At 55.9% G+C, this 23,337-nt stretch carries 17 protein-coding genes; 10 read left to right on the top strand and 7 right to left on the bottom strand.

Translation table 11 applies throughout. The features are described from left to right. The first annotated feature begins 136 nt into the window (after positions 1–136). The 5 genes from ACOI7D_RS16240 to speD all read left to right on the top strand — a co-directional run bounded on the left by ACOI7D_RS16240 (position 137) and on the right by speD (position 4,811). On the top strand, positions 137–484 hold the full coding sequence (locus ACOI7D_RS16240; RefSeq protein WP_004204381.1) for a YacC family pilotin-like protein: 348 nt from the start codon (positions 137–139) through the stop codon (positions 482–484). Between the two features lie 245 nt (positions 485–729). Further along, positions 730–1,140, top strand: a complete 411-nt coding sequence (locus tag ACOI7D_RS16235) for a hypothetical protein (protein WP_004204380.1) — start codon at positions 730–732, stop codon at positions 1,138–1,140. Between the two features lie 653 nt (positions 1,141–1,793). After that, positions 1,794–2,984 carry an FKBP-type peptidyl-prolyl cis-trans isomerase N-terminal domain-containing protein gene (locus ACOI7D_RS16230; RefSeq protein WP_162543140.1) on the top strand — a complete coding sequence of 397 codons (1,191 nt, stop codon included), beginning with the start codon at positions 1,794–1,796 and terminating at the stop codon, positions 2,982–2,984. 147 nt (positions 2,985–3,131) lie between these two features. Continuing rightward, positions 3,132–3,992, top strand: coding sequence for a polyamine aminopropyltransferase (gene speE, locus ACOI7D_RS16225; RefSeq protein ID WP_004204376.1), 861 nt, complete (start codon positions 3,132–3,134; stop codon positions 3,990–3,992). Positions 3,993–4,016: 24 nt separating this feature from the next. Then, complete coding sequence (gene speD / locus ACOI7D_RS16220; protein ID WP_004204375.1) at positions 4,017–4,811, top strand: adenosylmethionine decarboxylase; 795 nt, start codon at positions 4,017–4,019, stop codon at positions 4,809–4,811. Positions 4,812–4,965: 154 nt separating this feature from the next. Here the strand turns inward: speD and yacL are convergent, their stop codons facing one another. Then, entirely contained in the window at positions 4,966–5,328 is a 363-nt protein-coding gene (yacL, locus tag ACOI7D_RS16215; RefSeq protein WP_004204373.1) for a protein YacL, read from the bottom strand. 187 nt (positions 5,329–5,515) lie between these two features. After that, a complete protein-coding gene (gene acnB / locus ACOI7D_RS16210; protein ID WP_004204372.1) occupies positions 5,516–8,113 on the bottom strand; it encodes a bifunctional aconitate hydratase 2/2-methylisocitrate dehydratase in 2,598 nt (865 codons plus the stop codon). Positions 8,114–8,544: 431 nt separating this feature from the next. On the opposite strand from acnB, the gene ACOI7D_RS16205 reads away from it, so the two are divergent. After that, on the top strand, positions 8,545–10,173 hold the full coding sequence (locus ACOI7D_RS16205) for a DUF3300 domain-containing protein (protein ID WP_109546650.1): 1,629 nt from the start codon (positions 8,545–8,547) through the stop codon (positions 10,171–10,173). 11 nt (positions 10,174–10,184) lie between these two features. Next, the gene (locus tag ACOI7D_RS16200; RefSeq protein ID WP_032453849.1) at positions 10,185–10,991 is read left to right on the top strand and encodes a DUF2950 family protein; all 807 of its coding nucleotides are present in this window, start codon (positions 10,185–10,187) and stop codon (positions 10,989–10,991) included. Between the two features lie 44 nt (positions 10,992–11,035). Here the strand turns inward: ACOI7D_RS16200 and ACOI7D_RS16195 are convergent, their stop codons facing one another. From ACOI7D_RS16195 to pdhR, 5 genes are all read right to left on the bottom strand, one after another. Next, entirely contained in the window at positions 11,036–11,320 is a 285-nt protein-coding gene (locus tag ACOI7D_RS16195; protein ID WP_023291998.1) for a hypothetical protein, read from the bottom strand. A gap of 164 nt (positions 11,321–11,484) precedes the next feature. Further along, the gene (lpdA, locus tag ACOI7D_RS16190) at positions 11,485–12,909 is read right to left on the bottom strand and encodes a dihydrolipoyl dehydrogenase (protein ID WP_002888731.1); all 1,425 of its coding nucleotides are present in this window, start codon (positions 12,907–12,909) and stop codon (positions 11,485–11,487) included. Positions 12,910–13,115: 206 nt separating this feature from the next. Beyond that, positions 13,116–15,014, bottom strand: a complete 1,899-nt coding sequence (gene aceF / locus ACOI7D_RS16185; protein ID WP_032453848.1) for a pyruvate dehydrogenase complex dihydrolipoyllysine-residue acetyltransferase — start codon at positions 15,012–15,014, stop codon at positions 13,116–13,118. Positions 15,015–15,028: 14 nt separating this feature from the next. Then, entirely contained in the window at positions 15,029–17,692 is a 2,664-nt protein-coding gene (gene aceE / locus ACOI7D_RS16180) for a pyruvate dehydrogenase (acetyl-transferring), homodimeric type (RefSeq protein WP_023291996.1), read from the bottom strand. A gap of 137 nt (positions 17,693–17,829) precedes the next feature. Then, positions 17,830–18,609 (bottom strand): pyruvate dehydrogenase complex transcriptional repressor PdhR, encoded by a 780-nt coding sequence (pdhR, locus tag ACOI7D_RS16175; RefSeq protein ID WP_002888699.1) that lies wholly within the window; start codon positions 18,607–18,609, stop codon positions 17,830–17,832. 644 nt (positions 18,610–19,253) lie between these two features. Between pdhR and aroP the strand changes: the two genes are divergently transcribed. The 3 genes from aroP to ACOI7D_RS16160 all read left to right on the top strand — a co-directional run bounded on the left by aroP (position 19,254) and on the right by ACOI7D_RS16160 (position 23,164). Beyond that, positions 19,254–20,624 carry an aromatic amino acid transporter AroP gene (aroP, locus tag ACOI7D_RS16170; RefSeq protein ID WP_023291995.1) on the top strand — a complete coding sequence of 457 codons (1,371 nt, stop codon included), beginning with the start codon at positions 19,254–19,256 and terminating at the stop codon, positions 20,622–20,624. Between the two features lie 183 nt (positions 20,625–20,807). Then, complete coding sequence (locus ACOI7D_RS16165) at positions 20,808–22,214, top strand: glycoside-pentoside-hexuronide (GPH):cation symporter (protein ID WP_017901173.1); 1,407 nt, start codon at positions 20,808–20,810, stop codon at positions 22,212–22,214. Next, entirely contained in the window at positions 22,214–23,164 is a 951-nt protein-coding gene (locus ACOI7D_RS16160; protein WP_048296696.1) for a family 43 glycosylhydrolase, read from the top strand. The genes ACOI7D_RS16165 and ACOI7D_RS16160 overlap by 1 nt, the downstream gene beginning before the upstream one ends. Positions 23,165–23,337: the final 173 nt, after the last annotated feature.

The raw sequence follows: 23,337 nt of genomic DNA, 5'->3' as shown, positions 1-23,337 counted from the left end.
CTTTTATTCTGCGGGCGAATATTTGAGCTTAAACCCTACCGTAACGGGAAGGTCAAGCAGAAGAGTAAGAATAAAGATCGGCGCTGTGTAAAGAAGTATGCTAATTTGAAGCGTCGGTGATCTAACGGTAGAAAAAATGAAGACGCTTTTCAGAACAATGGTACTCGGCAGCCTGCTTACTCTCTCCGCCAACAGCTACGCGCTCAGCGAATCAGAAGCGGAAGACATGGCTGATTTAACCGCGGTTTTTGTGTTTCTGAAAAACGACTGTGGCTACCAGAACCTGCCCAACACGCAGATCCGTCGCGCCCTGGTGTTCTTTGCCCAGCAGAACCAATGGGACCTGAGCAACTACGACAGCTACAACATGAAAGCGCTTGGCGAAGACAGCTATCGCGATCTCAGCGGCATTAACCTTCCGACGGCGAAAAAATGTAAAGCGCTGGCCCGCGATTCACTTAGCCTGCTGGCTTACGTCAAATAATTTCCCGCGCGGGCGTCAACGCGCCGCGCTTTTCCCCGACTCACCCGCCTTTAATATTTACCATTATTATTTTATACAAAATAAATTTTATCTACCTCGCAATACATCAAGCCAATAAATAAATTAAACCCGTACTAACAGCCCTGGCAGATAAAAACAATAAAATATCCCTAACGATATATTGCAAAATAAAAAGCAGCCTTTTAGAATCCGTTGAAAATATATCTACTTCATGGACTGAAATTGTGAATATCTCGCTGACTCTTCGTATTATTCCACTTGCCGCTATGTTATTAGCCGGCTGTAGCAATACCGCCTCTCGCCAGCAGGTAAAACCGCTCACCACCCCGCTAACGTCGCAGCAGCAGGCAGAGCAGGAGCGAGCGGCCAGCGAACAAGCGCGCATTGAATCCTGCCGACAGGCGCTGGACTCGCTAAAAGAGGTTAACCCACAGCAGGCAACCAAACTCAGCAATGACTTCAATGCCTTAGTGCGTGCGGCGTCACAATACAACAGCGTGCGCGAGAAAGTGGCGGATCCCACCCGGCTTGGCATTGACTCCATGTATCAGTTTAAATCCATCAAATTGTGCGCCGATATTCAGAAAACGCTAATCGATAGCCTGGTACAGCGGGGTGAAAGCAAGCAGCCATGAACAGAGCCGCCACGCTGACCCTCAACGCGCCCCTGCTGATGCTCGTCGCGGCGCTGGCGCTTTCAACACCTTTCTTCGCCGGCGCCGCGCCGGCGTTTCTTGACTACGCCCAGCAGCAAACCCAGGCGCATGAAAAAAGCGATGCTGCAACCGCAAAGCAAACGTCAGGCGATCGTCAACCTGCGGATAATAAAAAAAAGACGCCCAATACCGCACAATTGCAAAAAAGAATCGTCAGCCAGCAGGCGACGATTGAGCAAAAAAATAAAACTATTCAGCAATTAAAAAAACAGCTTGCTAACACTCCGGCCACAGAAACCTCCATCGCGAATGAGCAAGCGGCCTTAAATAACAAAATAAAAGAATTACAGATCGCCTTAACCGCCGCCACCGCGAAAAATGAGGCGTTAATTAAAAAAGAAGGCGCAGTCCAGAATACGACTCTGCAGCAAAGTCAGGCCGCCGCGCTGAAGCAGATCCAACAATTAACGTCACAGCTTCAGCAAGCCGCAGCTGAAAATAAACGGCTCAGCGCCAGCCTCACCGCTCTGAATACAGATAAGCAGACGCTGGCTAACCGGCTCGCCGCGGCAGAGAAGGCGCAGCAGACCGCTCTCGACCAGGTCAAAACCCTTAACGCCGACAAACAGCCGCTGGTCAACCGGCTGGCGGCGACGGAAAAAGAGAAGCAGACCGCCCTCGACCAGGTCAAAACCCTTAACGCCGATAAGCAGTCTCTGGCTAACCGGCTGGCGGCGACGGAAAAAGAGAAGCAGACCGCCCTCAACCAGATCAAAGCCCTTAACGCCGACAAACAGCCGTTGGTCAACCGGCTGGCGGCGGCGGAAAAAGAGAAGCAGACCGCCCTCGACCAGATCAAAGCCCTTAACACCGACAAACAGCCGTTGGTCAACCGGCTGGCGGCGGCGGAAAAAGAGAAGCAGACCGCCCTCGACCAGATCAAAGCCCTTAACGCCGATAAGCAGTCGCTGGCTAACCGGCTCGCCGCGGCGGAGAAAGCGCCATCGAGCCGCGCCGATGCCGCCGTGGCGGCAAAAGATGAGCCCCCCGAGATGGCGGCCATAGTGGCGGCCTATCGCCTGCAGGCGGACAAAGATAACGCCCAGCTGCGGATGAAAGAGGATGAAATCCAGCTGCTGCGGACGCAGCTGACGGTCCCGCCGAGAAATACCACCGGCAAAACCGCCGCCAAACTCAGCGCGCCAGGTGAACAGCAGGCTTACGCCATCGGCGCCTCGATGGGTACAGAGGCGCTTAACGTCCTCACGACTCGTCGCACTCAGGGAGTTAACGTCGACGCAGGCCTGGTGCTGCAGGGCATCGAAGATGCTTTCAGCGGCCAGCTTCGCCTCGGCGAACAGGCGCGTAACAAAGCGCTGTTTGACATTTCACAGCAGGTTTTCCAGAACCTGAATAAAATCGAGCAGAAAAACATCAGCGCCGGTCAGAAATACCAGCAGGCGTTTGCGCGCAAAAAAGGTGTGGTCTTCAAAGAGGGCGTCTACAGCCGTATCGATTACCCGGGTAAAGGAAAAATTAGCGGCAACGATCTGGTGACCGTGGTGATCAAAGAGATGCTGACGGACGGAACGGTGATCAATGATATGGAGACGAAAGATCAGGCGCTTACCCAGAAACTGGATGCCTATCCCCCGGTATTTCGCGGGCCGCTGAAGCGCCTGCAGAACCACGGCTCCGTGACGCTGGTCGTCCCGCCCGACAAAGCCTATGGCAGTAAAGGGTTGCCACCGAAGATCCCCCCAGGCGCGACCATGGTCTATTCCGTGCGGATAGTGGATAGCCAACCCGCGCCGGCAAAATAGCCCTGTCTCCCCACCGCCCTCTCCGGGCGGTGCTGTTATTCCTGCCGCATTGCTGCAATAACCGCCGTGCATCCTCATCTATAGTTGTCTATGATGTTGCACTCGTTTTACGGGTGTAACAGATGTTAACGAAGGAGGAGCCTCACCGTGGCCGATAATCCACTGTGGCATGAAACGCTGCATGACCATTTTGGTCAGTACTTTAGCGTTGATAACGTGCTGTACCACGAAAAAACCGATCATCAGGATCTGATCATCTTTGACAACCGCGCCTTTGGCCGGGTGATGGCGCTGGATGGCGTCGTGCAAACCACCGAACGCGATGAGTTTATCTATCACGAAATGATGACCCACGTGCCGCTGCTGGCTCACGGCAACGCCAAGCATGTCCTGATCATCGGCGGCGGCGATGGCGCGATGCTGCGCGAAGTCTCTCGTCATCGCAGCATCGAAAGCATCACCATGGTGGAAATCGACGCCGGGGTGGTCTCATTCTGCCGCCAGTACCTGCCCAACCATAGCGCCGGCGCCTATGACGATCCGCGCTTTACGCTGGTGATTGATGATGGCGTCAATTTTGTTAACCAGACGACGCAAACGTTTGATGTGATCATTTCGGACTGTACCGACCCTATTGGCCCGGGGGAAAGCCTCTTCACCTCGGCTTTTTATGAAGGCTGCAAACGCTGCCTGAATCCGGGAGGGATTTTCGTTGCGCAGAACGGCGTCTGCTTCCTGCAGCAGGATGAAGCGGTCGGTAGCCATCGCAAACTGAGCCACTATTTTCGCGACGTCAGCTTCTACCAGGCGGCGATTCCGACCTATTACGGCGGGATAATGACCTTTGCCTGGGCGAGCGACAACGAGGCGCTGCGCCATCTTTCCAGCGAAATCATTCAGGCGCGCTTTCACAAAGCCAACCTGACCTGCCGTTACTACAATCCGGCAATCCATACGGCGGCCTTCGCCTTACCACAATATCTGCATGATGCTCTGTCCGCACCGTGAAGCGAAATAAGGGGGTGAACTAAATTGAAAAAATTGAAGCTGCACGGCTTTAACAACCTGACCAAAAGCCTGAGTTTTTGTATCTACGATATCTGTTACGCCAAAACGGCAGAAGAGCGCGACGGCTACATCGCCTATATCGACGAACTTTATAATGCCAATCGCCTGACAGAGATCCTGAGCGAAACCTGCTCTATTATTGGCGCTAATATCCTGAATATCGCCCGCCAGGATTATGAACCCCAGGGCGCCAGCGTGACCATTCTGGTAAGCGAAGAGCCCGTCGACCCGCGGCTTATCGACCAGACCGAACACCCCGGCCCGCTGCCTGAAACCGTGGTCGCCCATCTCGATAAAAGCCATATCTGCGTGCATACCTATCCGGAGAGCCACCCGGAAGGCGGCCTGTGCACCTTCCGCGCCGATATCGAAGTCTCTACCTGCGGGGTTATTTCACCGCTCAAAGCGCTGAACTATCTGATCCATCAACTGGAATCGGACATTGTGACCATTGACTACCGCGTGCGCGGCTTTACCCGCGACATTAATGGGATGAAGCATTTTATCGATCATGAAATCAACTCAATTCAGAACTTTATGTCTGACGATATGAAGTCGCTGTATGACATGGTCGACGTCAACGTTTATCAGGAAAATATCTTCCATACCAAAATGTTGCTTAAGGAGTTCGACCTTAAGCATTACATGTTCCATACCCGACCGGAAGAGTTGACCGCTGAAGAGCGCAAGGTCATTACCGACCTGCTGTGGAAAGAGATGCGCGAGATTTACTACGGCCGCAATATTCCTGCCGTGTAATGCCTCAAATGCCCGGCGGCGATTTTGCGCGCCGGGCCTGGGTTCTGCGCCGGCGGGAAGCGGGGAAAGGTACTCGTCGCGACCGGAGATGTGCCCTGCGCACGCGACGCTTAGCCGGGCTACGGTTTTCCGCAGCCCGGCGCAAAACGAGTCATCAACGCTGCTGCATAAACTCACGATAGGCGGCAACCACCTGCAGGAAATCCTCAACACCACACAGAGAGAGGCTTTCTTCGTCGTAGTAGCTCATCCCCTCCTCGATTTCGTCGCCGGAAAATTCCAGCTGATTGGCGCGGATCATCACCTCTTCGCCATCCAGCCACAGCGTATATTCATGTCCGGCACGCTGCCAGGAACGTTCACTGCCTTTCACGGTGCGCGCAGCCTGCTCCACTTCGTCAAGCAGAGCAAGATTGTCTTTCACCTCCTCGTTGAACCAGTGGCCAATCGCCTCGTGATCCATCGACATTCGCACCTTTACCACTCCGGTAATATCGCGCAGAAATTCGTAGTCCATCGTCTTTTCCTCTGCAAGGGCAATGCGTCACCGCTGCACTGTACCCATGGAGTAATTATCGCAGCAGACCGAAAGAAAAAAAGCGTAACAGGCAGGAGGTTTGGAAATAAAAATGCCCGGTGATGCAATGTTCACCGGGCATTGGGGAGTTTGTAGCCAAACGGTCAGCCGGGCTGACCGGATAGTTTTACACCGCGGTCTGGAAGATCACGCCGTCAGCTTTTTCAGTGTACTGATCCAGCTGGTTGAAGTTCAGATAGCGATAGGTATCTTCCGCTGTCTTATCCACCTGCGCCACGAAGGTCTGGTACTCTTCCGGCGTCGGCAGTTTACCGAGCAGAGAAGCCACCGCTGCCAGCTCGGCAGAGGCCAGATAGACGTTAGCGCCGGTACCTAAACGGTTCGGGAAGTTACGGGTAGAGGTGGAAACCACCGTCGCACCGTCGGCGACGCGCGCCTGGTTACCCATACACAGGGAACAGCCAGGGATTTCGATACGCGCCCCGCTCTTACCAAATACGCTGTAGTAACCTTCTTCGGTCAGCTGCGCGGCATCCATACGGGTTGGCGGCGCCACCCACAGGCGAGTCGGCAACTGGCCTTTGTGGCTGTCCAGCAGCTTACCGGCGGCACGGAAGTGGCCGATGTTGGTCATGCAGGAGCCGATGAACACTTCGTCGATTTTCTCGCCCTGTACGTCAGACAGCAGGCGGGCATCGTCCGGATCGTTCGGCGCGCACAGAATCGGCTCTTTGATATCCGCAAGATCGATGTCGATCACTGCCGCGTATTCCGCGTCAGCATCGGCTTCCAGCAGTTGCGGATCCGCCAGCCATTTCTCCATGCCCTGGATACGACGCTCCAGGGTACGGCGGTCGCCGTAGCCTTCGGCGATCATCCACTTCAGCAGGACGATGTTGGAGTTCAGATACTCAACGATCGGCTCTTTGTTCAGCTTGATGGTGCAACCTGCAGCAGAACGTTCAGCGGAGGCATCGGTCAGCTCGAACGCCTGCTCCACTTTCAGATCCGGCAGACCTTCAATCTCAAGGATGCGGCCAGAGAAGATGTTTTTCTTACCTTTCTTCTCAACGGTCAGCAGGCCCTGCTTGATGGCGTACAGCGGGATCGCGTGGACCAGGTCGCGCAGCGTAATGCCCGGCTGCATTTTACCTTTGAAACGCACCAGCACCGATTCCGGCATATCCAGCGGCATCACGCCGGTCGCGGCGGCGAAGGCCACCAGACCAGAGCCCGCCGGGAAGGAGATACCGATGGGGAAACGGGTGTGGGAGTCGCCGCCGGTGCCCACGGTATCCGGCAGCAGCATGCGGTTCAGCCAGGAGTGGATCACGCCATCGCCCGGACGCAGCGAGACGCCGCCGCGGTTCATAATGAAGTCCGGCAGAGTATGATGCGTGGTGACGTCAACCGGCTTCGGATAGGCCGCAGTGTGGCAGAAGGACTGCATCACCAGGTCAGCGGAGAAGCCCAGGCACGCCAGGTCTTTCAGTTCATCACGGGTCATTGGACCGGTGGTGTCCTGAGAACCGACGGAGGTCATTTTCGGCTCGCAGTAGGCGCCCGGGCGGATACCGGCAACGCCGCAGGCGCGGCCAACCATTTTCTGCGCCAGAGAGAAGCCGCGGGTGCTTTCCGCCACGTCTTTCGCCTGACGGAAGACATCGCTGTGCGGCAGACCCAGCGCTTCACGGGCTTTGGTGGTCAGGCCGCGACCGATGATCAGCGGGATACGGCCGCCGGCACGGACTTCGTCGATCAGCACATCGGTTTTCAGCTCGAAGCTGGCCAGCAGTTCGTTGGTCTCGTGATTACGCACTTCGCCTTTGAACGGGTAAACGTCGATGACGTCGCCCATGTTCAGGTTTGACACATCCACTTCGATAGGCAGCGCGCCCGCATCTTCCATGGTGTTGAAGAAGATTGGCGCGATTTTGCCGCCCAGGCACAGGCCGCCGCCGCGCTTGTTCGGCACGTTCGGGATATCGTCGCCCATAAACCACAGCACCGAGTTGGTGGCCGATTTACGTGAAGAGCCGGTCCCGACCACATCGCCGACGTAGGCCAGCGGGTAGCCTTTCTGCTGCAGGGCTTCGATCTGTTTGATCGGGCCAACCACGCCCGGCTGATCCGGTTCAATGCCTTCGCGGGCGTTTTTCAGCATCGCCAGGGCGTGCAGCGGGATATCCGGACGCGACCAGGCATCCGGCGCCGGAGACAGGTCATCGGTGTTCGTTTCGCCAGTGACCTTGAAAACGGTAACGGTGATTTTCTCTGCCAGCTGCGGGCGGTTCAGGAACCACTCAGCGTCGGCCCAGGATTGCATAACCTGTTTAGCGTGCTCGTTACCCGCTTTCGCTTTCTCTTCCACGTCGTAGAAGTTATCGAACATCAGCAGAGTATGGGACAGCGCTTTCGCGGCAATCGGCGCCAGTTTCGCGTCGTCCAGGGCATCGATCAGCGGGTGGATATTGTAACCGCCCTGCATGGTGCCCAGCAGTTCAACGGCTTTTTCAGGGGTAACCAGGGGGGAGGTCGTTTCGCCTTTGGCGATCGCGGCAAGGAATCCAGCTTTAACATAGGCAGCTTCGTCGACGCCCGGCGGTACACGGTTAATCAGCAGGTCTAACAGGAATTCTTCTTCGCCCGCAGGCGGGTTTTTCAGCAGTTCTACCAGCGCAGCCATTTGGGTTGCATCTAAGGGTTTGGCAACAATCCCCATGGCGGCACGCTCAGCTACGTGCTTACGGTATTCTTCTAGCACGACGGTTCTCCTCGCTTCTCATTGTCATAATGCGGCCTACACCTCTTCAATCAATCTGCTTCGGTATTGGCAGTTTGCCGCCTTGACGCATCTTGAAGGATTTAGTGGCTGGGCGATTTTCTTCACGCTCCTGTGAGACAGCAGTTTGTAGGGTAAATGCCCGATACCGCGTCGGCAGCATAGCAGGATTTTTGAAAGGTGTTAATCTGTTTACAAAAAAGCAACATTAAAATTTAGCTGAATCGTTAAGGGCAGGATATTGCAGGCTTTCTGTTCAAATCCCGCGACAAAAATTCCTTTCCGCGTACAACGCCATGGGCCGATCCCAACAATCATCAATAAAAAGCCATACCGCTTACTTATACTCAGCAAACGCGCCGTTTTCGCCGATACTTTAGCGAGATGGGTTACTTTTTGGGTCAGGAGCTTCTATGTCACTGCCGTTCAAACCCCATATTATCGCCCTGCTCTGTAGCGCTGGCTTACTCGCGGCGGCGGGAACACTCTATGTGCAAAGCCGTACTCCAGAGACGGTCACTCAGCTGACGGCGCAGCCAGCGCCAACGCCAGCCGCACCCGCCGCCGCGCAGCCGGTGGCCGCCACCTACACCCAGGCGCAGATTGACCAGTGGGTTGCCCCCATCGCGCTCTACCCGGACAGTCTGCTGTCTCAGGTGCTGATGGCTTCCACCTACCCGGACAACGTCATGCAGGCGGTGCAGTGGTCCCAGGATAACCCCACCATGAAAGGGGATCCCGCCGTTCAGGCTGTTGCCAGCCAGCCGTGGGATCCCAGCGTCAAATCGCTTGTCGCTTTCCCTGCCCTGCTGGCGATGATGGGCGAGAATCCGCCCTGGGTGGAAAATCTGGGTAATGCGTTTTTGGCCCAGCCGCATGATGTGATGGACGCGGTGCAGCGCCTGCGTGCCATCGCCCAGGAGACAGGGACGCTGAAATCCACGCCGCAGCAAAAAGTGATTGTCGCCACAGCGGCGCCTGTGCCGGCCACCACTTCGAAAAGTAGCACCGTATCAACGTCAAGCACTACCGCGGCGGCGCCTGCGCCGACCCAGGTCATAAAAATAGAACCGACCGACCCGCAGGTGGTCTATGTTCCCAACTACAACCCCTCCACCGTCTATGGTACCTGGCCGAACAGCGCCTATCCTCCGGTCTATCTGCCGCCCCCTCCCGGGGAGCAGTTTACCGATAGCTTCGTGAAAGGCTTCGGTTACAGCCTGGGCGTGGCGACCACCTGGGCGCTGTTCAGCAGCATCGACTGGGATGATGATGATGACTACCACCATCACGATGACGACTACCACCGCGGGGATTACTCGCATAATGGCGATAACATCAATATCAATGTGAATAATTTTAACCGCATTACCGGACAAAACCTGCCGGGCGACCACGTAAACTGGCAGCACAATCCCGCCTATCGCGGTCACGTGCCATACCCCGATAATACCGTCGCCCAGCGCTTTCATCAGACCAACGTATCCGGCGGACTGAGCGCGACCCAGCATGCGCCGGTCGATCGTGAGGCGCAGCGCCAGGCGGCAATGACCCAGCTTCAGCAGCGCAGCGCGTCGACCGCCACGGCAGGCAACCTGGCGGCAAACACCCCCTCGCGCGATGCCCAGCGTCAGGCGGCCTCGGCGCAGTTGAAACAAGCCACCCAGCGCAGCAACTACCGCGGTTACGACAGCGCGCCGACATCAACCCAGCAGCGTCGAGATGCGGCGAAAGCGCAGTTGAAAAACCCGACGCCGCAGCAACAGCAGCGTAGGGAAACCATTAAGAACCACGAACAGAATGCTACACCGCAGCAGCAACAGCGCCGGCAGCAACTCCATTCCGCCACGCCCGCCCAGCGTCAGCAGACGGTCAATCATCTGCGCGCCAGCGCCCTTAGCGGCAACGAAAGCCGCGCCCCCTCCTGGCAAGCTCAGCAGGAACGGGGACGACAGAGTCGTCAGTTTTCCAGCGTAAACCGCGAGCAGCGCGACGGCGCCAGAGAGCGTCTTTCTGAACACCATGAACTACGCCGCCGCTGAGGATGAGCAGAATGAGAAACCCATTACCTATTGCCCTGTTCACGTTAATGCTTTCACCACTTGCCGCCTTCGCCCAGCAGCAATATGCCACCCCCGAGCAGGCCGCGAGCGCGCTGGCCGAGGCGATCGGCCAGCAAAATGACGCGGCGCTGAGCGAGGTGCTTGGCGATAACTGGCAGCATTTTTTACCCCCCGACGGGATCGACCCCACTGCCGTCGACCGCTTCCAGCGCGACTGGCAGGTGAAACATGTGATTGTGCAGCAGGGTGATAATGCCTGGCTCGACGTTGGTAGCGAAGCATGGCGTCTGCCCGTCCCCATCGTCAAATCATCCCAGGGCTGGCGCTTTGATATGGCCGCTGGCGAAGAGGAGATCCTTACCCGCGCTATTGGCCGTAATGAACTGTCGGCGATAGCCGCCATGCACGCCTACGTTGACGCCCAGCAGGATTACTATCAACTGAACCACCGCTGGGCGCAGAAAATCATCAGTAGTGAAGGCAAAAAAGATGGTCTGTACTGGCCCACCTCACCGGGCGAAGCGCCAAGCCCGCTTGGGCCCGCCTTTAGCCCGACGGTACCCGGCAGCGGCTACCATGGCTACCGCTTCCGCATTATCACCGGTAGAGATGAGCAGAGCGTCGCCTTGCTGGCGTGGCCAGTGGCGTGGGGGGAAACCGGCGTGATGAGCTTTATGATCGATCAGCACGATACGGTTTATCAGGCCAATCTCGGTGAAGAGAGCGCGGCAAAGGCCCAGGCGATAACGCGCTTTGCCCCCGACGCTGACGCCGGCTGGCAGGTGGTCAATCCATAAAAAAACGCCCGGTTACGAATACGCAACCGGGCGTTTTCATTCACTTAGCCCTGGTGGGGCATCAGAGACGGATCGCCGGCAAAGGCTGGTTTCGTACTGGACAATGCCGCTTCGTCAGCGCTGATGCTGCCGGAATTCGCCGCCCATACCCCTTCACTGGTCTTCGTCACCTGCTGATGCTGGGCATTCAGATCCTGGCCCATCGCCGCGATATGGGTCGTTTCCGTGCCGCCGCTGTTATCCGCCCACGGAATCGTGGCGTCAGCCGCGCAGGCTACACCGGATAAGCACGTTGCTGCGACCAGCGCAGTGGTTAAAAAGCGTTTCATCACACACCTCATCGATATCGTTAACTACCTATAAGTTTACCGAGTGACTATTTACAAAGTATGTATGAGGTGTAGCGGTTTATGAATAGCGACATAGTTGTAAACATCAGGCATAAAAAAAGCGGCTCCGGGAGCCGCTTATGCTTTTTGCCTGAAAGAAAAAGTTACTTTTTCTTCGCTTTGGCGTTCGGCAGGTCGGTGATGCTGCCTTCGAAGACTTCTGCCGCCAGGCCAACAGACTCGTGCAGAGTCGGGTGAGCGTGGATAGTCAGCGCGATGTCTTCAGCGTCGCAGCCCATTTCGATAGCCAGGCCGATCTCACCCAGCAGCTCGCCGCCGTTGGTGCCGACAATCGCGCCGCCGATAACACGGTGGGTCTCTTTGTCGAAGATCAGTTTGGTCATACCGTCTGCGCAGTCGGAAGCGATAGCACGGCCGGAAGCCGCCCACGGGAAGGTGGCGGTTTCGTAGCTGATGCCTTTCTCTTTCGCTTCTTTCTCCGTCAGGCCGACCCATGCCACTTCTGGCTCGGTGTAGGCGATGGACGGGATCACTTTCGGATCGAAGTAGTGTTTCAGGCCGGAGATAACTTCTGCGGCAACGTGACCTTCATGTACGCCTTTGTGCGCCAGCATCGGCTGACCGACGATATCGCCGATAGCAAAGATGTGCGGCACGTTGGTGCGCATTTGTTTGTCAACGCGGATGAAGCCACGATCGTCCACTTCCACGCCCGCTTTGCCTGCGTCGAGGTTTTTGCCGTTCGGTACGCGACCGATAGCCACCAGTACGGCGTCGTAACGCTGTGCTTCCGCCGGCGCTTTTTTGCCTTCCATGGAAACGTAAATACCGTCTTCTTTCGCTTCAACGGCAGTCACTTTGGTTTCCAGCATCAGGTTGAATTTCTTGCTGATGCGTTTAGTGAAGACTTTCACCACGTCTTTATCGGCCGCCGGGATAACCTGGTCGAACATTTCAACCACGTCAATCTCTGAACCCAGCGCATGGTATACGGTACCCATTTCCAGACCGATGATACCGCCGCCCATGACCAGCATGCGTTTCGGTACGGATTTCAGCTCCAGGGCGTCGGTGGAGTCCCATACGCGCGGATCTTCATGCGGGATAAATGGCAGTTGAATCGGACGGGAACCCGCCGCGATGATGGCGTTGTCGAAGTTGATCACGGTTTTGCCGTTTTCGCCTTCCACTTCCAGGGTGTTAGCGCCGGTGAATTTACCCAGACCGTTAACCACCTTCACTTTACGCCCTTTGGCCATGCCAGCCAGACCACCGGTCAGCTGAGTGATGACTTTTTCTTTCCAGGTGCGGATCTTGTCAATATCAGTTTTCGGTTCGCCGAAAACGATGCCGTGTTCGGCCAGCGCTTTCGCTTCTTCGATAACTTTTGCCACGTGCAGCAGCGCTTTAGAAGGGATACAACCCACGTTCAGGCACACCCCACCGAGGGTGCTGTAACGTTCTACGATGACGGTTTCCAGACCTAAATCAGCGCAACGGAAAGCTGCAGAGTAGCCTGCAGGACCTGCCCCAAGTACCACGACCTGAGTTTTGATTTCAGTACTCATCATGACCTCTGTAATTTATATCCGGCGGGTCTGACGCTATTATTCTTACGCCCAAGTCCACCGGGACGTTCTATCCGCGTGTATTTTACAAAATTGTTAACAATTTTTAAACAACAAACGGCAAACGATTTTGTCCTTTGTTGCTGATAATCCCAAACAGCCTGAGGTTATCAGAAAAAAGCCGGCCGTCAGGCCGGCTTTTTCGATTACATCACCAGGCGGCGAATGTCGCTCAGGGTGTTGTTGATGATGGTAATGAAGCGGGCACCATCAGCACCGTCGATCACGCGGTGGTCGAAGGACAGAGAGATCGGCAGCATCAGACGCGGCACGAACTCTTTACCATTCCATACCGGCTCCATCGCGGACTTAGACACGCCGAGGATGGCCACTTCCGGCGCGTTAACAATCGGCGCGAAGTGGGTCGTACCCAGGCCGCCGATGCTGGAGATGGTGAAGCAACCGCCCTGCATTTCGCCCGCCGTCAGTTTGCCATCGCGCGCTTTCTTCGAGATGGTGGTCAGTTCGCGAGACAGCTCGGTGATGCTCTTCTTGTTCACGTCTTTAAAGACCGGAACCACCAGACCGTTCGGGGTATCAACCGCCACACCGATGTTGATGTATTTCTTCAGCGTCAGGCGCTGACCATCTTCGGAGAGCGAGCTGTTGAAGCGCGGCATCTGCTCAAGCGCAGCGGCCACGGCTTTCATGATGAAGACAACCGGGGTGAATTTCACGTCCAGTTTACGCTTCTCAGCTTCGGCGTTCTGCTGCTTACGGAACGCTTCCAGATCGGTGATATCGGTTTTATCGAAGTGGGTAACGTGCGGGATCATGACCCAGTTACGGCTCAGGTTAGCACCAGAGATTTTCTGGATACGGCCCAGCTCCACTTCTTCGATTTCGCCGAACTTGCTGAAGTCAACCTTCGGCCATGGCAGCATGCCCGGGATACCGCCGCCAGCGGCAGCCGCCGGTGCGGATTCAGCGCGTTTAACGGCTTCTTTCACGTAGGCCTGAACGTCTTCGCGCAGGATACGACCTTTACGGCCGGTGCCTTTCACTTTCGCCAGGTTAACGCCGAACTCGCGCGCCAGGCGGCGAATCAGCGGAGTCGCGTGAACGTAAGCATCGTTTTCAGCGAATTCGGTTTTGCCTTCTGCTTTCGCAGCCGGCGCCGCGGCAGGCTTAGCAGCCTGAGCCGGTGCAGCAGCCGGTGCCGGTGCAGCAGCCTGAGCCGGAGCGGCGGCAGGCGCAGCGCCTTCCACTTCGAAGACCATGATCAGGGAGCCGGTTTTGACTTTATCGCCGGTGCTGATTTTGATCTCTTTGACGGTGCCCGCGAACGGCGCCGGCACTTCCATAGACGCTTTGTCGCCTTCGACGGTGATCAGGGACTGCTCTGCAGCCACTTTATCGCCGACTTTCACCATCACTTCGGTGACTTCAACTTCGTCGCCGCCGATGTCCGGGACGTTAACGTCTTTCGCGCCGGCAGCAGCAGCCGGTGCCGCGGCAGCCGGAGCGGCAGCCTGTGCCGGAGCGGCCGCAGGCGCAGCGCCCGCGACTTCGAAGATCATGATCAGGGAGCCGGTGGATACTTTATCGCCGGTGTTGATTTTGATCTCTTTCACGGTACCCGCGAACGGCGCCGGTACTTCCATAGAGGCCTTATCGCCTTCTACGGTGATCAGGGATTGCTCAGCGGCGATGGTGTCGCCCACTTTAACCATGATCTCGGTGACTTCAACTTCATCGCCGCCGATATCCGGGACGTGCACTTCTTTCGCTGCCGCGGCGGCGGCTGGCGCAGCAGCGGCCGGAGCGGCTTCTTTCTTCTCTTCCTGCGCAGGTGCAGCGGCTGCTGCACCCTCGGCGGAATCGAAAATCATAATCAGTTTGCCAGTCTCGGTTTTGTCGCCGACGGAGACTTTAATCTCTTTCACGACGCCAGCCTGCGGAGACGGGACTTCCATCGAGGCTTTATCGCCTTCTACGGTGATCAGCGACTGTTCAGCTTCTACTTTGTCGCCAGGTTTGACCAGGATCTCGGTGATTTCAACTTCATCAGCCCCGATGTCCGGTACTTTGATTTCGATAGCCATTATTCTTTTACCTCTTACGCCAGACGCGGGTTAACTTTTTCTGCATCGATGTCGAATTTCGCGATAGCATCAGCGACCACTTTCTTATCGATTTCACCACGTTTAGCCAGTTCGCCCAGCGCTGCAACGACCACATAGGAAGCATCAACTTCGAAGTGGTGACGCAGGTTTTCACGGCTGTCGGAACGACCGAAGCCATCGGTACCCAGTACGCGGTAATCGTCAGCCGGTACGTAAGTACGAACCTGCTCGGCGAACAGTTTCATATAGTCAGTGGATGCCACAGCCGGAGCGTCGTTCATCACCTGAGCGATGTACGGCACGCGCGGGGTTTCCAGCGGGTGCAGCATGTTCCAGCGTTCGCAATCCTGGCCATCACGCGCCAGTTCGGTGAAGGAGGTGACGCTGTACACGTCAGAGCCCACGCCGTAGTCTTTCGCCAGGATCTGCGCTGCTTCACGGACGTGACGCAGGATAGAACCGGAGCCCAGCAGCTGAACTTTACCTTTGCTACCTTCGATGGTTTCGAGTTTGTAGATACCTTTACGGATACCTTCCTCGGCGCCTTCCGGCATCGCCGGCATGTGGTAGTTTTCGTTCAGGGTCGTGATGTAGTAGTAAACGTTCTCTTGTTTCTCACCGTACATACGCTCCAGGCCGTCATGCATGATGACCGCCACTTCGTAGGCGTAGGACGGATCGTAAGAGATACAGTTCGGGATAGTCAGAGACTGAATATGGCTGTGGCCATCTTCGTGCTGCAGACCTTCGCCGTTCAGCGTCGTACGACCGGAAGTACCACCGATCAGGAAGCCGCGAGCCTGCTGGTCGCCTGCCTGCCAGCACAGGTCGCCGATACGCTGGAACCCGAACATCGAGTAGTAGATGTAGAACGGGATCATCGGCAGGTTGTTGGTGCTGTAAGAGGTCGCCGCAGCCAGCCAGGATGCGCCTGCGCCCAGCTCGTTGATCCCTTCCTGCAGGATCTGGCCTTTTTCGTCTTCTTTGTAGTAAGCAACCTGCTCACGGTCCTGCGGGGTGTACTGCTGACCGTTCGGGCTGTAGATACCGATCTGACGGAACAGACCTTCCATACCGAAAGTACGCGCTTCGTCGGCGATGATCGGCACGAGGCGGTCTTTGATGGATTTGTTCTTCAGCATCACGTTCAGGGCACGAACGAACGCGATAGTGGTAGAGATCTCTTTATTCTGCTCTTCCAGCAGCGGGCGGAAATCTTCCAGCGTCGGCAGCTCCAGCTTCTCAGTGAAGTTCGGCTGACGGCTCGGCAGATAGCCGTGCAGTTTCTGACGCTGAGCGTGCAGATAGGTGTGCTCTTCGGAACCTTCCGGGAAGGTTACGTACGGCAGTTTTTCCAGATCGGCATCGGCAACCGGCACGTTGAAACGATCGCGGACGTAGCGAACGCCGTCCATGTTCATTTTCTTAACCTGGTGAGCGATGTTCTTACCTTCAGCAGTATCACCCATGCCGTAACCTTTGATGGTATGGGCGAGGATGACGGTCGCTTTGCCTTTGGTTTCCTGCGCTTTCTTCAGTGCAGCGTAAACTTTCTTCGGATCGTGGCCGCCGCGGTTCAGAGCCCAAATCTGCTCGTCAGTCCAGTCGGCAACCAGCGCGGCGGTCTCCGGATATTTACCGAAGAAGTGCTCGCGCACATAAGCGCCGTCTTTGGATTTGAAGGTCTGGTAGTCACCGTCAACGGTTTCTTCCATCAGCTGAATCAGCTTACCGCTGGTGTCTTTACGCAGCAGCTCATCCCAACGACCGCCCCAGATAACCTTGATAACGTTCCAGCCAGCGCCCGCGAAGATGCCTTCCAGTTCGTTAATGATTTTGCCGTTACCGGTGACCGGACCATCAAGACGCTGCAGGTTACAGTTGATAACGAAGACCAGGTTGTCCAGCTTCTCACGGGTCGCGATGGTGATCGCGCCTTTAGATTCCGGCTCGTCCATCTCACCGTCGCCCAGGAACGCGTAAACGGTTTGTTTGGAGGTGTCTTTCAGACCACGGTGTTCCAGATATTTCAGGAATTTAGCCTGATAAATCGCCCCGATTGGGCCCAGGCCCATAGAAACGGTCGGGAACTGCCAGAATTCCGGCATCAGTTTCGGGTGCGGATAAGAGGACAGACCTTTACCGTGAACTTCCTGACGGAAGTTGTTCATCTGCTCTTCAGTCAGACGACCTTCCAGGAAAGCACGCGCATAAACGCCCGGAGAGATGTGACCCTGGAAGTACACCAGGTCGCCGCCATCCTGCTCATTGCGTGCGCGGAAGAAGTGGTTGAAGCACACTTCGTAGAAGGTTGCGGAAGACTGGAAAGAAGCCATGTGGCCGCCCAGTTCGAGATCTTTTTTCGATGCGCGCAGAACGGTCATGATGGCGTTCCAGCGGATCGCAGAACGGATACGACGTTCCAGATCCAGATTACCCGGATATTCCGGTTCATCTTCAACGGCAATAGTGTTTACGTAACCGCCGGTCGATGCGCCAGCAGCCACTTTCACCCCGCCTTTGCGGGCTTCAGAAAGGAGTTGGTCAATAAGATACTGAGCGCGCTCAACACCTTCTTCACGGATGACCGATTCGATCGCCTGTAGCCAGTCGCGAGTTTCGATCGGATCCACGTCATTTGGTAAACGTTCTGACATGGGGGGTATTCCTTATCTATCTAATCGTTGATTAATCTGGAACCTGTCCCATTGAACTCTTCGTTCTTCACCTTTGAACAACCAAAAATTCAATAAGACAGGTTCTGCGTTTAGTTGCCGCGCTCTAAAAATGGCGCTTAAGAACCGGAGTTCTCGTCCTTTCGTTGCTGTAAACGACGCAGCGAGCGTTCTCTACGACTCTGCTCACGGCTACGGTCCAGCAAAATTTCCTCAATGAACGCCAGGTGACGGTGCGACGCCTCACGCGCCTGCTCCGGCTCCCCGGCCATTATCGCCTCGAAAATGCGAGTGCGATGGTTGCTGACCAACGGGAGCATTTCCCGGCGGGCATACAGCAATTCAAAGTTCTGACGCACGTTTTGCGCCAGCATCGGCTCCATACACCTTAGCAGATGGAGCAAAACCACATTGTGTGCCGCCTCGGTGACGGCGATTTGGTACTGGACGACGGCGCCGGACTCGGCGTCCAGATCGCCCGACTGCTGAGCCCGCTCAATAGCCTGATGCAGCTCGCGGATACGGTCGCGATCTTCATCATTGCTGCGCAGCGCCGCGTAATAGGCCGCAATGCCTTCCAGCGCGTGACGGGTCTCAAGCAGATCGAATTGGGATTCAGGGTGATCGGACAGCAGCTCGACCAGCGGATCGCTGAAGCTCTGCCACAGGCGGCTCTGTACAAACGTTCCACCTCCCTGACGACGAAGCAACAGGCCCTTGGCTTCGAGGCGTTGAATCGCCTCACGCAGCGAGGGGCGGGAAACGTCGAACTGTTTAGCCAGTTCGCGTTCAGGCGGGAGTTTTTCACCGGGGCGCAAGGTCCCCTCAAGGATCAGAAACTCCAGCTGCTGCTCTATCACATCGGATAATTTTGGTTGGCGGATTTTGCTGTAGGCCATATTCCCTGTCTCTGCCATTAGCCCGGAGTCAATTGGTCTTACCAATTTAAAGTTCGTAGCGCTAAAGTAACAAAGTATTCACCTTCTGTCCATACAGGTTTTGATTGAAATCAGTAAACCACGGACATTTTAACAACCTTACAGAAATAACATTTCAGAAATGTAACCTTGCACAAATGTTACGTTTACTCATAAAGAGGTAGCATTAACTTAATGGAAACGAAAACTTACGCTATCTGAACCGATTCAACGACCAGATAAGTGAATACAAAGGCAGTTAATTTGAATAAATAACCAAATGAGAACAATGCGTCGGAATAATACTGAATGTGTCTATTGATGTCTTTTTAAACACATGGTCATCATCCCTTCATAAAGCAGGTGCATTCAAGCGCGCTTACCACTATTCTCCCTGAGACGAAAGGCCTTTTTCTGAATTACTGCACCGCCTTCCGTAAACAAAACAATACAGAAACGGAAGTCGAAAAATACACAAACACAACAATATGTGCGCGCCATCACTCAGGTAAAAAGTGGGCCACTTCGCCCAAATTTTCGCTGGCTATGCTTTCTGGCAGGGACAGCAGTGAAGCAGCAACCTGACGGATGACGTACACAAAAAATAACCACACACGAGGTTTCATATGGAAGGTCAACAGCACGGCGATCGGCTGAAGCGCGGCCTCAAAAACCGCCATATCCAGCTCATCGCGCTGGGCGGGGCTATCGGCACCGGCCTGTTTCTGGGGAGCGCGTCCGTCATTCAGTCCGCCGGCCCGGGTATCATTCTTGGTTACGCGATTGCCGGTTTTATCGCCTTTCTGATCATGCGTCAGCTGGGCGAAATGGTGGTGGAAGAGCCGGTAGCCGGTTCGTTTAGCCACTTTGCTTATAAATACTGGGGCGGCTTTGCCGGCTTCGCCTCCGGCTGGAACTACTGGGTGCTGTATGTCCTGGTAGCCATGGCGGAACTGACCGCCGTCGGCAAATATATCCAGTTCTGGTGGCCGGAAATCCCGACCTGGGCCTCAGCGGCGGTTTTCTTCATCGCCATCAACGCCATTAACCTGACCAACGTGAAAGTGTTCGGTGAAATGGAGTTCTGGTTTGCCATTATCAAAGTGGTCGCCGTCGTGGCGATGATTTTGTTCGGCGGCTGGCTGCTGTTCAGCGGCAACGGCGGCCCGCAGGCGACGGTACGTAACCTGTGGGATCAAGGCGGGTTCCTGCCGCACGGCTTTACCGGGCTGGTGATGATGATGGCGATCATTATGTTCTCCTTCGGCGGTCTCGAGCTGGTGGGTATCACCGCGGCGGAAGCGGATAACCCGGAGCAAAGCATTCCGAAAGCCACCAACCAGGTTATCTACCGTATTCTGATCTTCTATGTTGGTTCGCTGGCGGTCCTGCTCTCGCTGCTGCCGTGGACGCGCGTGACCGCGGACACCAGCCCGTTCGTCCTGATTTTCCATGAGCTTGGCGATACGCTGGTGGCAAACGCCCTCAACGTGGTGGTGTTGACGGCGGCCCTGTCGGTGTATAACAGCTGCGTCTACTGCAACAGCCGTATGCTGTTCGGCCTTGCCCAGCAGGGGAACGCGCCGAAAGCGCTGCTCAGCGTCGACAAACGCGGCGTGCCGGTCAATACCATTCTCGTCTCCGCCGTGGTCACCGCCCTGTGTGTGCTGATCAACTACCTGGCGCCGGAATCCGCATTTGGCCTGCTGATGGCGCTGGTGGTCTCCGCCCTGGTGATCAACTGGGCGATGATCAGCCTCGCGCATATCAAATTCCGTCGCGCCAAACAGCAGCAGGGCGTCACCACCCGCTTCCCCGCCCTCTTCTACCCGCTGGGTAACTGGGTGTGCCTGCTGTTTATGGCCGCGGTGCTGATCATTATGCTGATGACCCCGGGGATGGCGATTTCCGTTTGGCTGATCCCGGTATGGATCGCAGTGCTGGGCGTGGGTTATCTGTTTAAACAGAAAGCCGCCGCCACCGTAAAAGCACAATAATACATCTCATCAATAATTCTCTTTGCTCTGCGCCCTCCCTTAATAACGGGCGCAGAGCATTGTTATCTGCTTCACACTTTCCCCTCCATAGCTTATTTATCCATATCGTCAACGCGTTCCTGCAACGTAATTCTCTCGATAGCAGCCAATAATTCTCTCCATACTGCAACGGAGAGACCGCACATGGCAGACAATAGACTTTCAATAAAAGAAAAGATTGGTTATGGGATGGGGGATGCCGGATGCAATATCATCTTTGGCGCCATCATGCTGTTTGTTAACTATTTTTATACCGATATCTTCGGCCTGGCGCCGGCGCTGGTGGGCGTACTGCTGCTGTCGGTGCGCGTCATCGATGCGGTGACCGACCCGATCATGGGCGCCCTCGCCGACCGCACCCGCAGTAAATATGGCCGCTTTCGTCCATGGCTGCTGTGGATTGCCTTCCCCTACGCCCTGTTCAGCGTGCTGATGTTCACCACTCCTGAGTGGACCTATAACAGCAAAGTCATCTATGCGTTTGTCACCTACTTTCTGCTGTCGATTACCTATACCGCGATTAATATACCCTACTGCTCGCTGGGAACGGTGATGACCGCCGACCCGAAAGAACGTGTTGCCTGCCAGTCCTATCGTTTCGTGATGGTGGGTATCGCCACGCTGCTGCTGTCATTGACGCTGTTGCCCATGGCCGACTGGTTCGGCGGCGCCGATAAAGCGAAAGGCTATCAAATGGCGATGACCGTGCTGGCCTTTATCGGCATGTGTATGTTCCTGTTCTGCTTCGCCACCGTGCGCGAACGCATCCACCCGGCGGTGCAGACCAATGATGAACTGAAAAAAGATCTCAAAGACGTATGGAAAAATGACCAGTGGGTACGCATCCTGCTGCTCACGCTATGCAACGTCTGTCCGGGCTTTATCCGCATGGCCGCCACCATGTACTACGTCACCTGGGTGATGGGGCAAAGCACCCATTTTGCCACGCTGTTTATCAGCCTCGGCGTGGTCGGGATGATGATTGGCAGCATGCTGGCAAAAGTCCTCACCGACCGCTGGTGCAAACTGCAGGTCTTCTTCTGGACCAACATCGTGCTGGCGATCTTCTCCTGCGCCTTCTATTTCTTTAATCCGCACGCCACCACGCTGATTATGGTGCTCTACTTCCTGCTCAATATCCTGCATCAGATCCCCTCCCCGCTGCACTGGTCGCTGATGTCCGATGTTGACGACTACGGCGAGTGGAAAACCGGCAAGCGCATCACCGGTATTAGCTTCTCCGGCAATCTGTTTTTCCTTAAAGTCGGCCTGGCGGTCGCCGGGGCGATGGTCGGATTCCTGCTGTCATGGTACGGCTACGACGCCGGCGCCAAAGCGCAAAGCGCCTCGGCCCTCAACGGCATCGTGCTGCTGTTCTCGGTCATCCCCGGCGTCGGCTACCTGATCACCGCCGGCGTGGTGCGCCTGCTTAAAGTTGACCGCACCCTGATGCGCCAGATTCAGAGCGATTTAGAGAAGCGCCGCAGCAACTACAGCGAGCTGAATGAATACCAGGAACTGAAAACCAGTGAACACGTAAGGAAAGCCTGATGAACAACTGGCCAAACCCCTTTATTGAGCAACGCGCAGATCCCTTTATTCTGCGCCACCTGAATCATTACTACTTTATTGCCTCAGTGCCGGAATACGACCGGCTGGAGATCCGGCGCGCGGCAACCCTGGAGGGGTTGCGCGATGCTGAGCCGGTAGTGGTGTGGCGCGCACCGCAAAGCGGGCCGATGAGCCAGCTGATTTGGGCGCCGGAGCTACATGAGATAGACGGTAAGTGGTATATCTATTTTGCCGCCACCCATACCCACGATCTGGATGCGCTGGGCATGTTCCAGCATCGCATGTTCGTTATCGAGTGCGCCGACAGCGATCCGCTGACCGGCCGCTGGCAGGAAAAAGGCCAGGTGGTGACGCCTTTCGATACCTTCGCCCTCGATGCCACCACCTTTATCCATCAGGGCAAACGCTGGTATCTGTGGGCGCAAAAATCTCCGCATATCGAGGGCAACTCAAACCTGTATCTCGCTGAAATGGCCAACCCGTGGACGCTAAAAGGCGAGCCGGTCATGCTAAGCAAGCCGGAGTTCGACTGGGAGTGCCGGGGATTTAAGGTCAATGAAGGACCCGCGGTGCTGGTGCATGGCGATAAGCTTTTCATCAGCTATTCCGCCAGCGCCACCGATGAAAACTACTGCATGGGATTGCTCTGGATCGACCGGGAGGCCGATCCGCTGCAGCCGGAAAACTGGCATAAAGCCCCGCAGCCAGTGTTCCGGACCAGCTATGAAAACCGCCAGTATGGCCCGGGCCATAACAGTTTTACCCAAACGCCGGCGGGGGAAGATGTGCTGGTATATCACGCGCGGAATTACACCGAGATTGAAGGCGACCCGCTGTATGATCCCAATCGTCATACGCGGCTAAAACTCGTCGCCTGGAGAGAGGACGGCATGCCCGACTTCGGCATCCCGCCGGCGGATACGCTGTAGCGGTTCGGTATGCTGCCCGCAGGCGCGGGTTTTCCTGGCCGGGTCAGGCGAAGCCGCCCCCCGGCAACATGACAAGCACGGCGTCAGATATAGCGCCCGGCGGCGCTGTTGCTTGCCGGCCTGCGTGGTGTGAGCCCCAGGCGGGATAAGCGCAGCGCCATCCGGCAATCAAA

Origin of the sequence: Klebsiella sp. C360, from assembly GCF_048822415.1 — a bacterium.
Taxonomy (GTDB): domain Bacteria; phylum Pseudomonadota; class Gammaproteobacteria; order Enterobacterales; family Enterobacteriaceae; genus Klebsiella; species Klebsiella quasipneumoniae.
The sequence above is the reverse complement of the archived record's forward strand: the minus strand, read 5'-3'. Positions and strand labels throughout refer to the sequence as shown.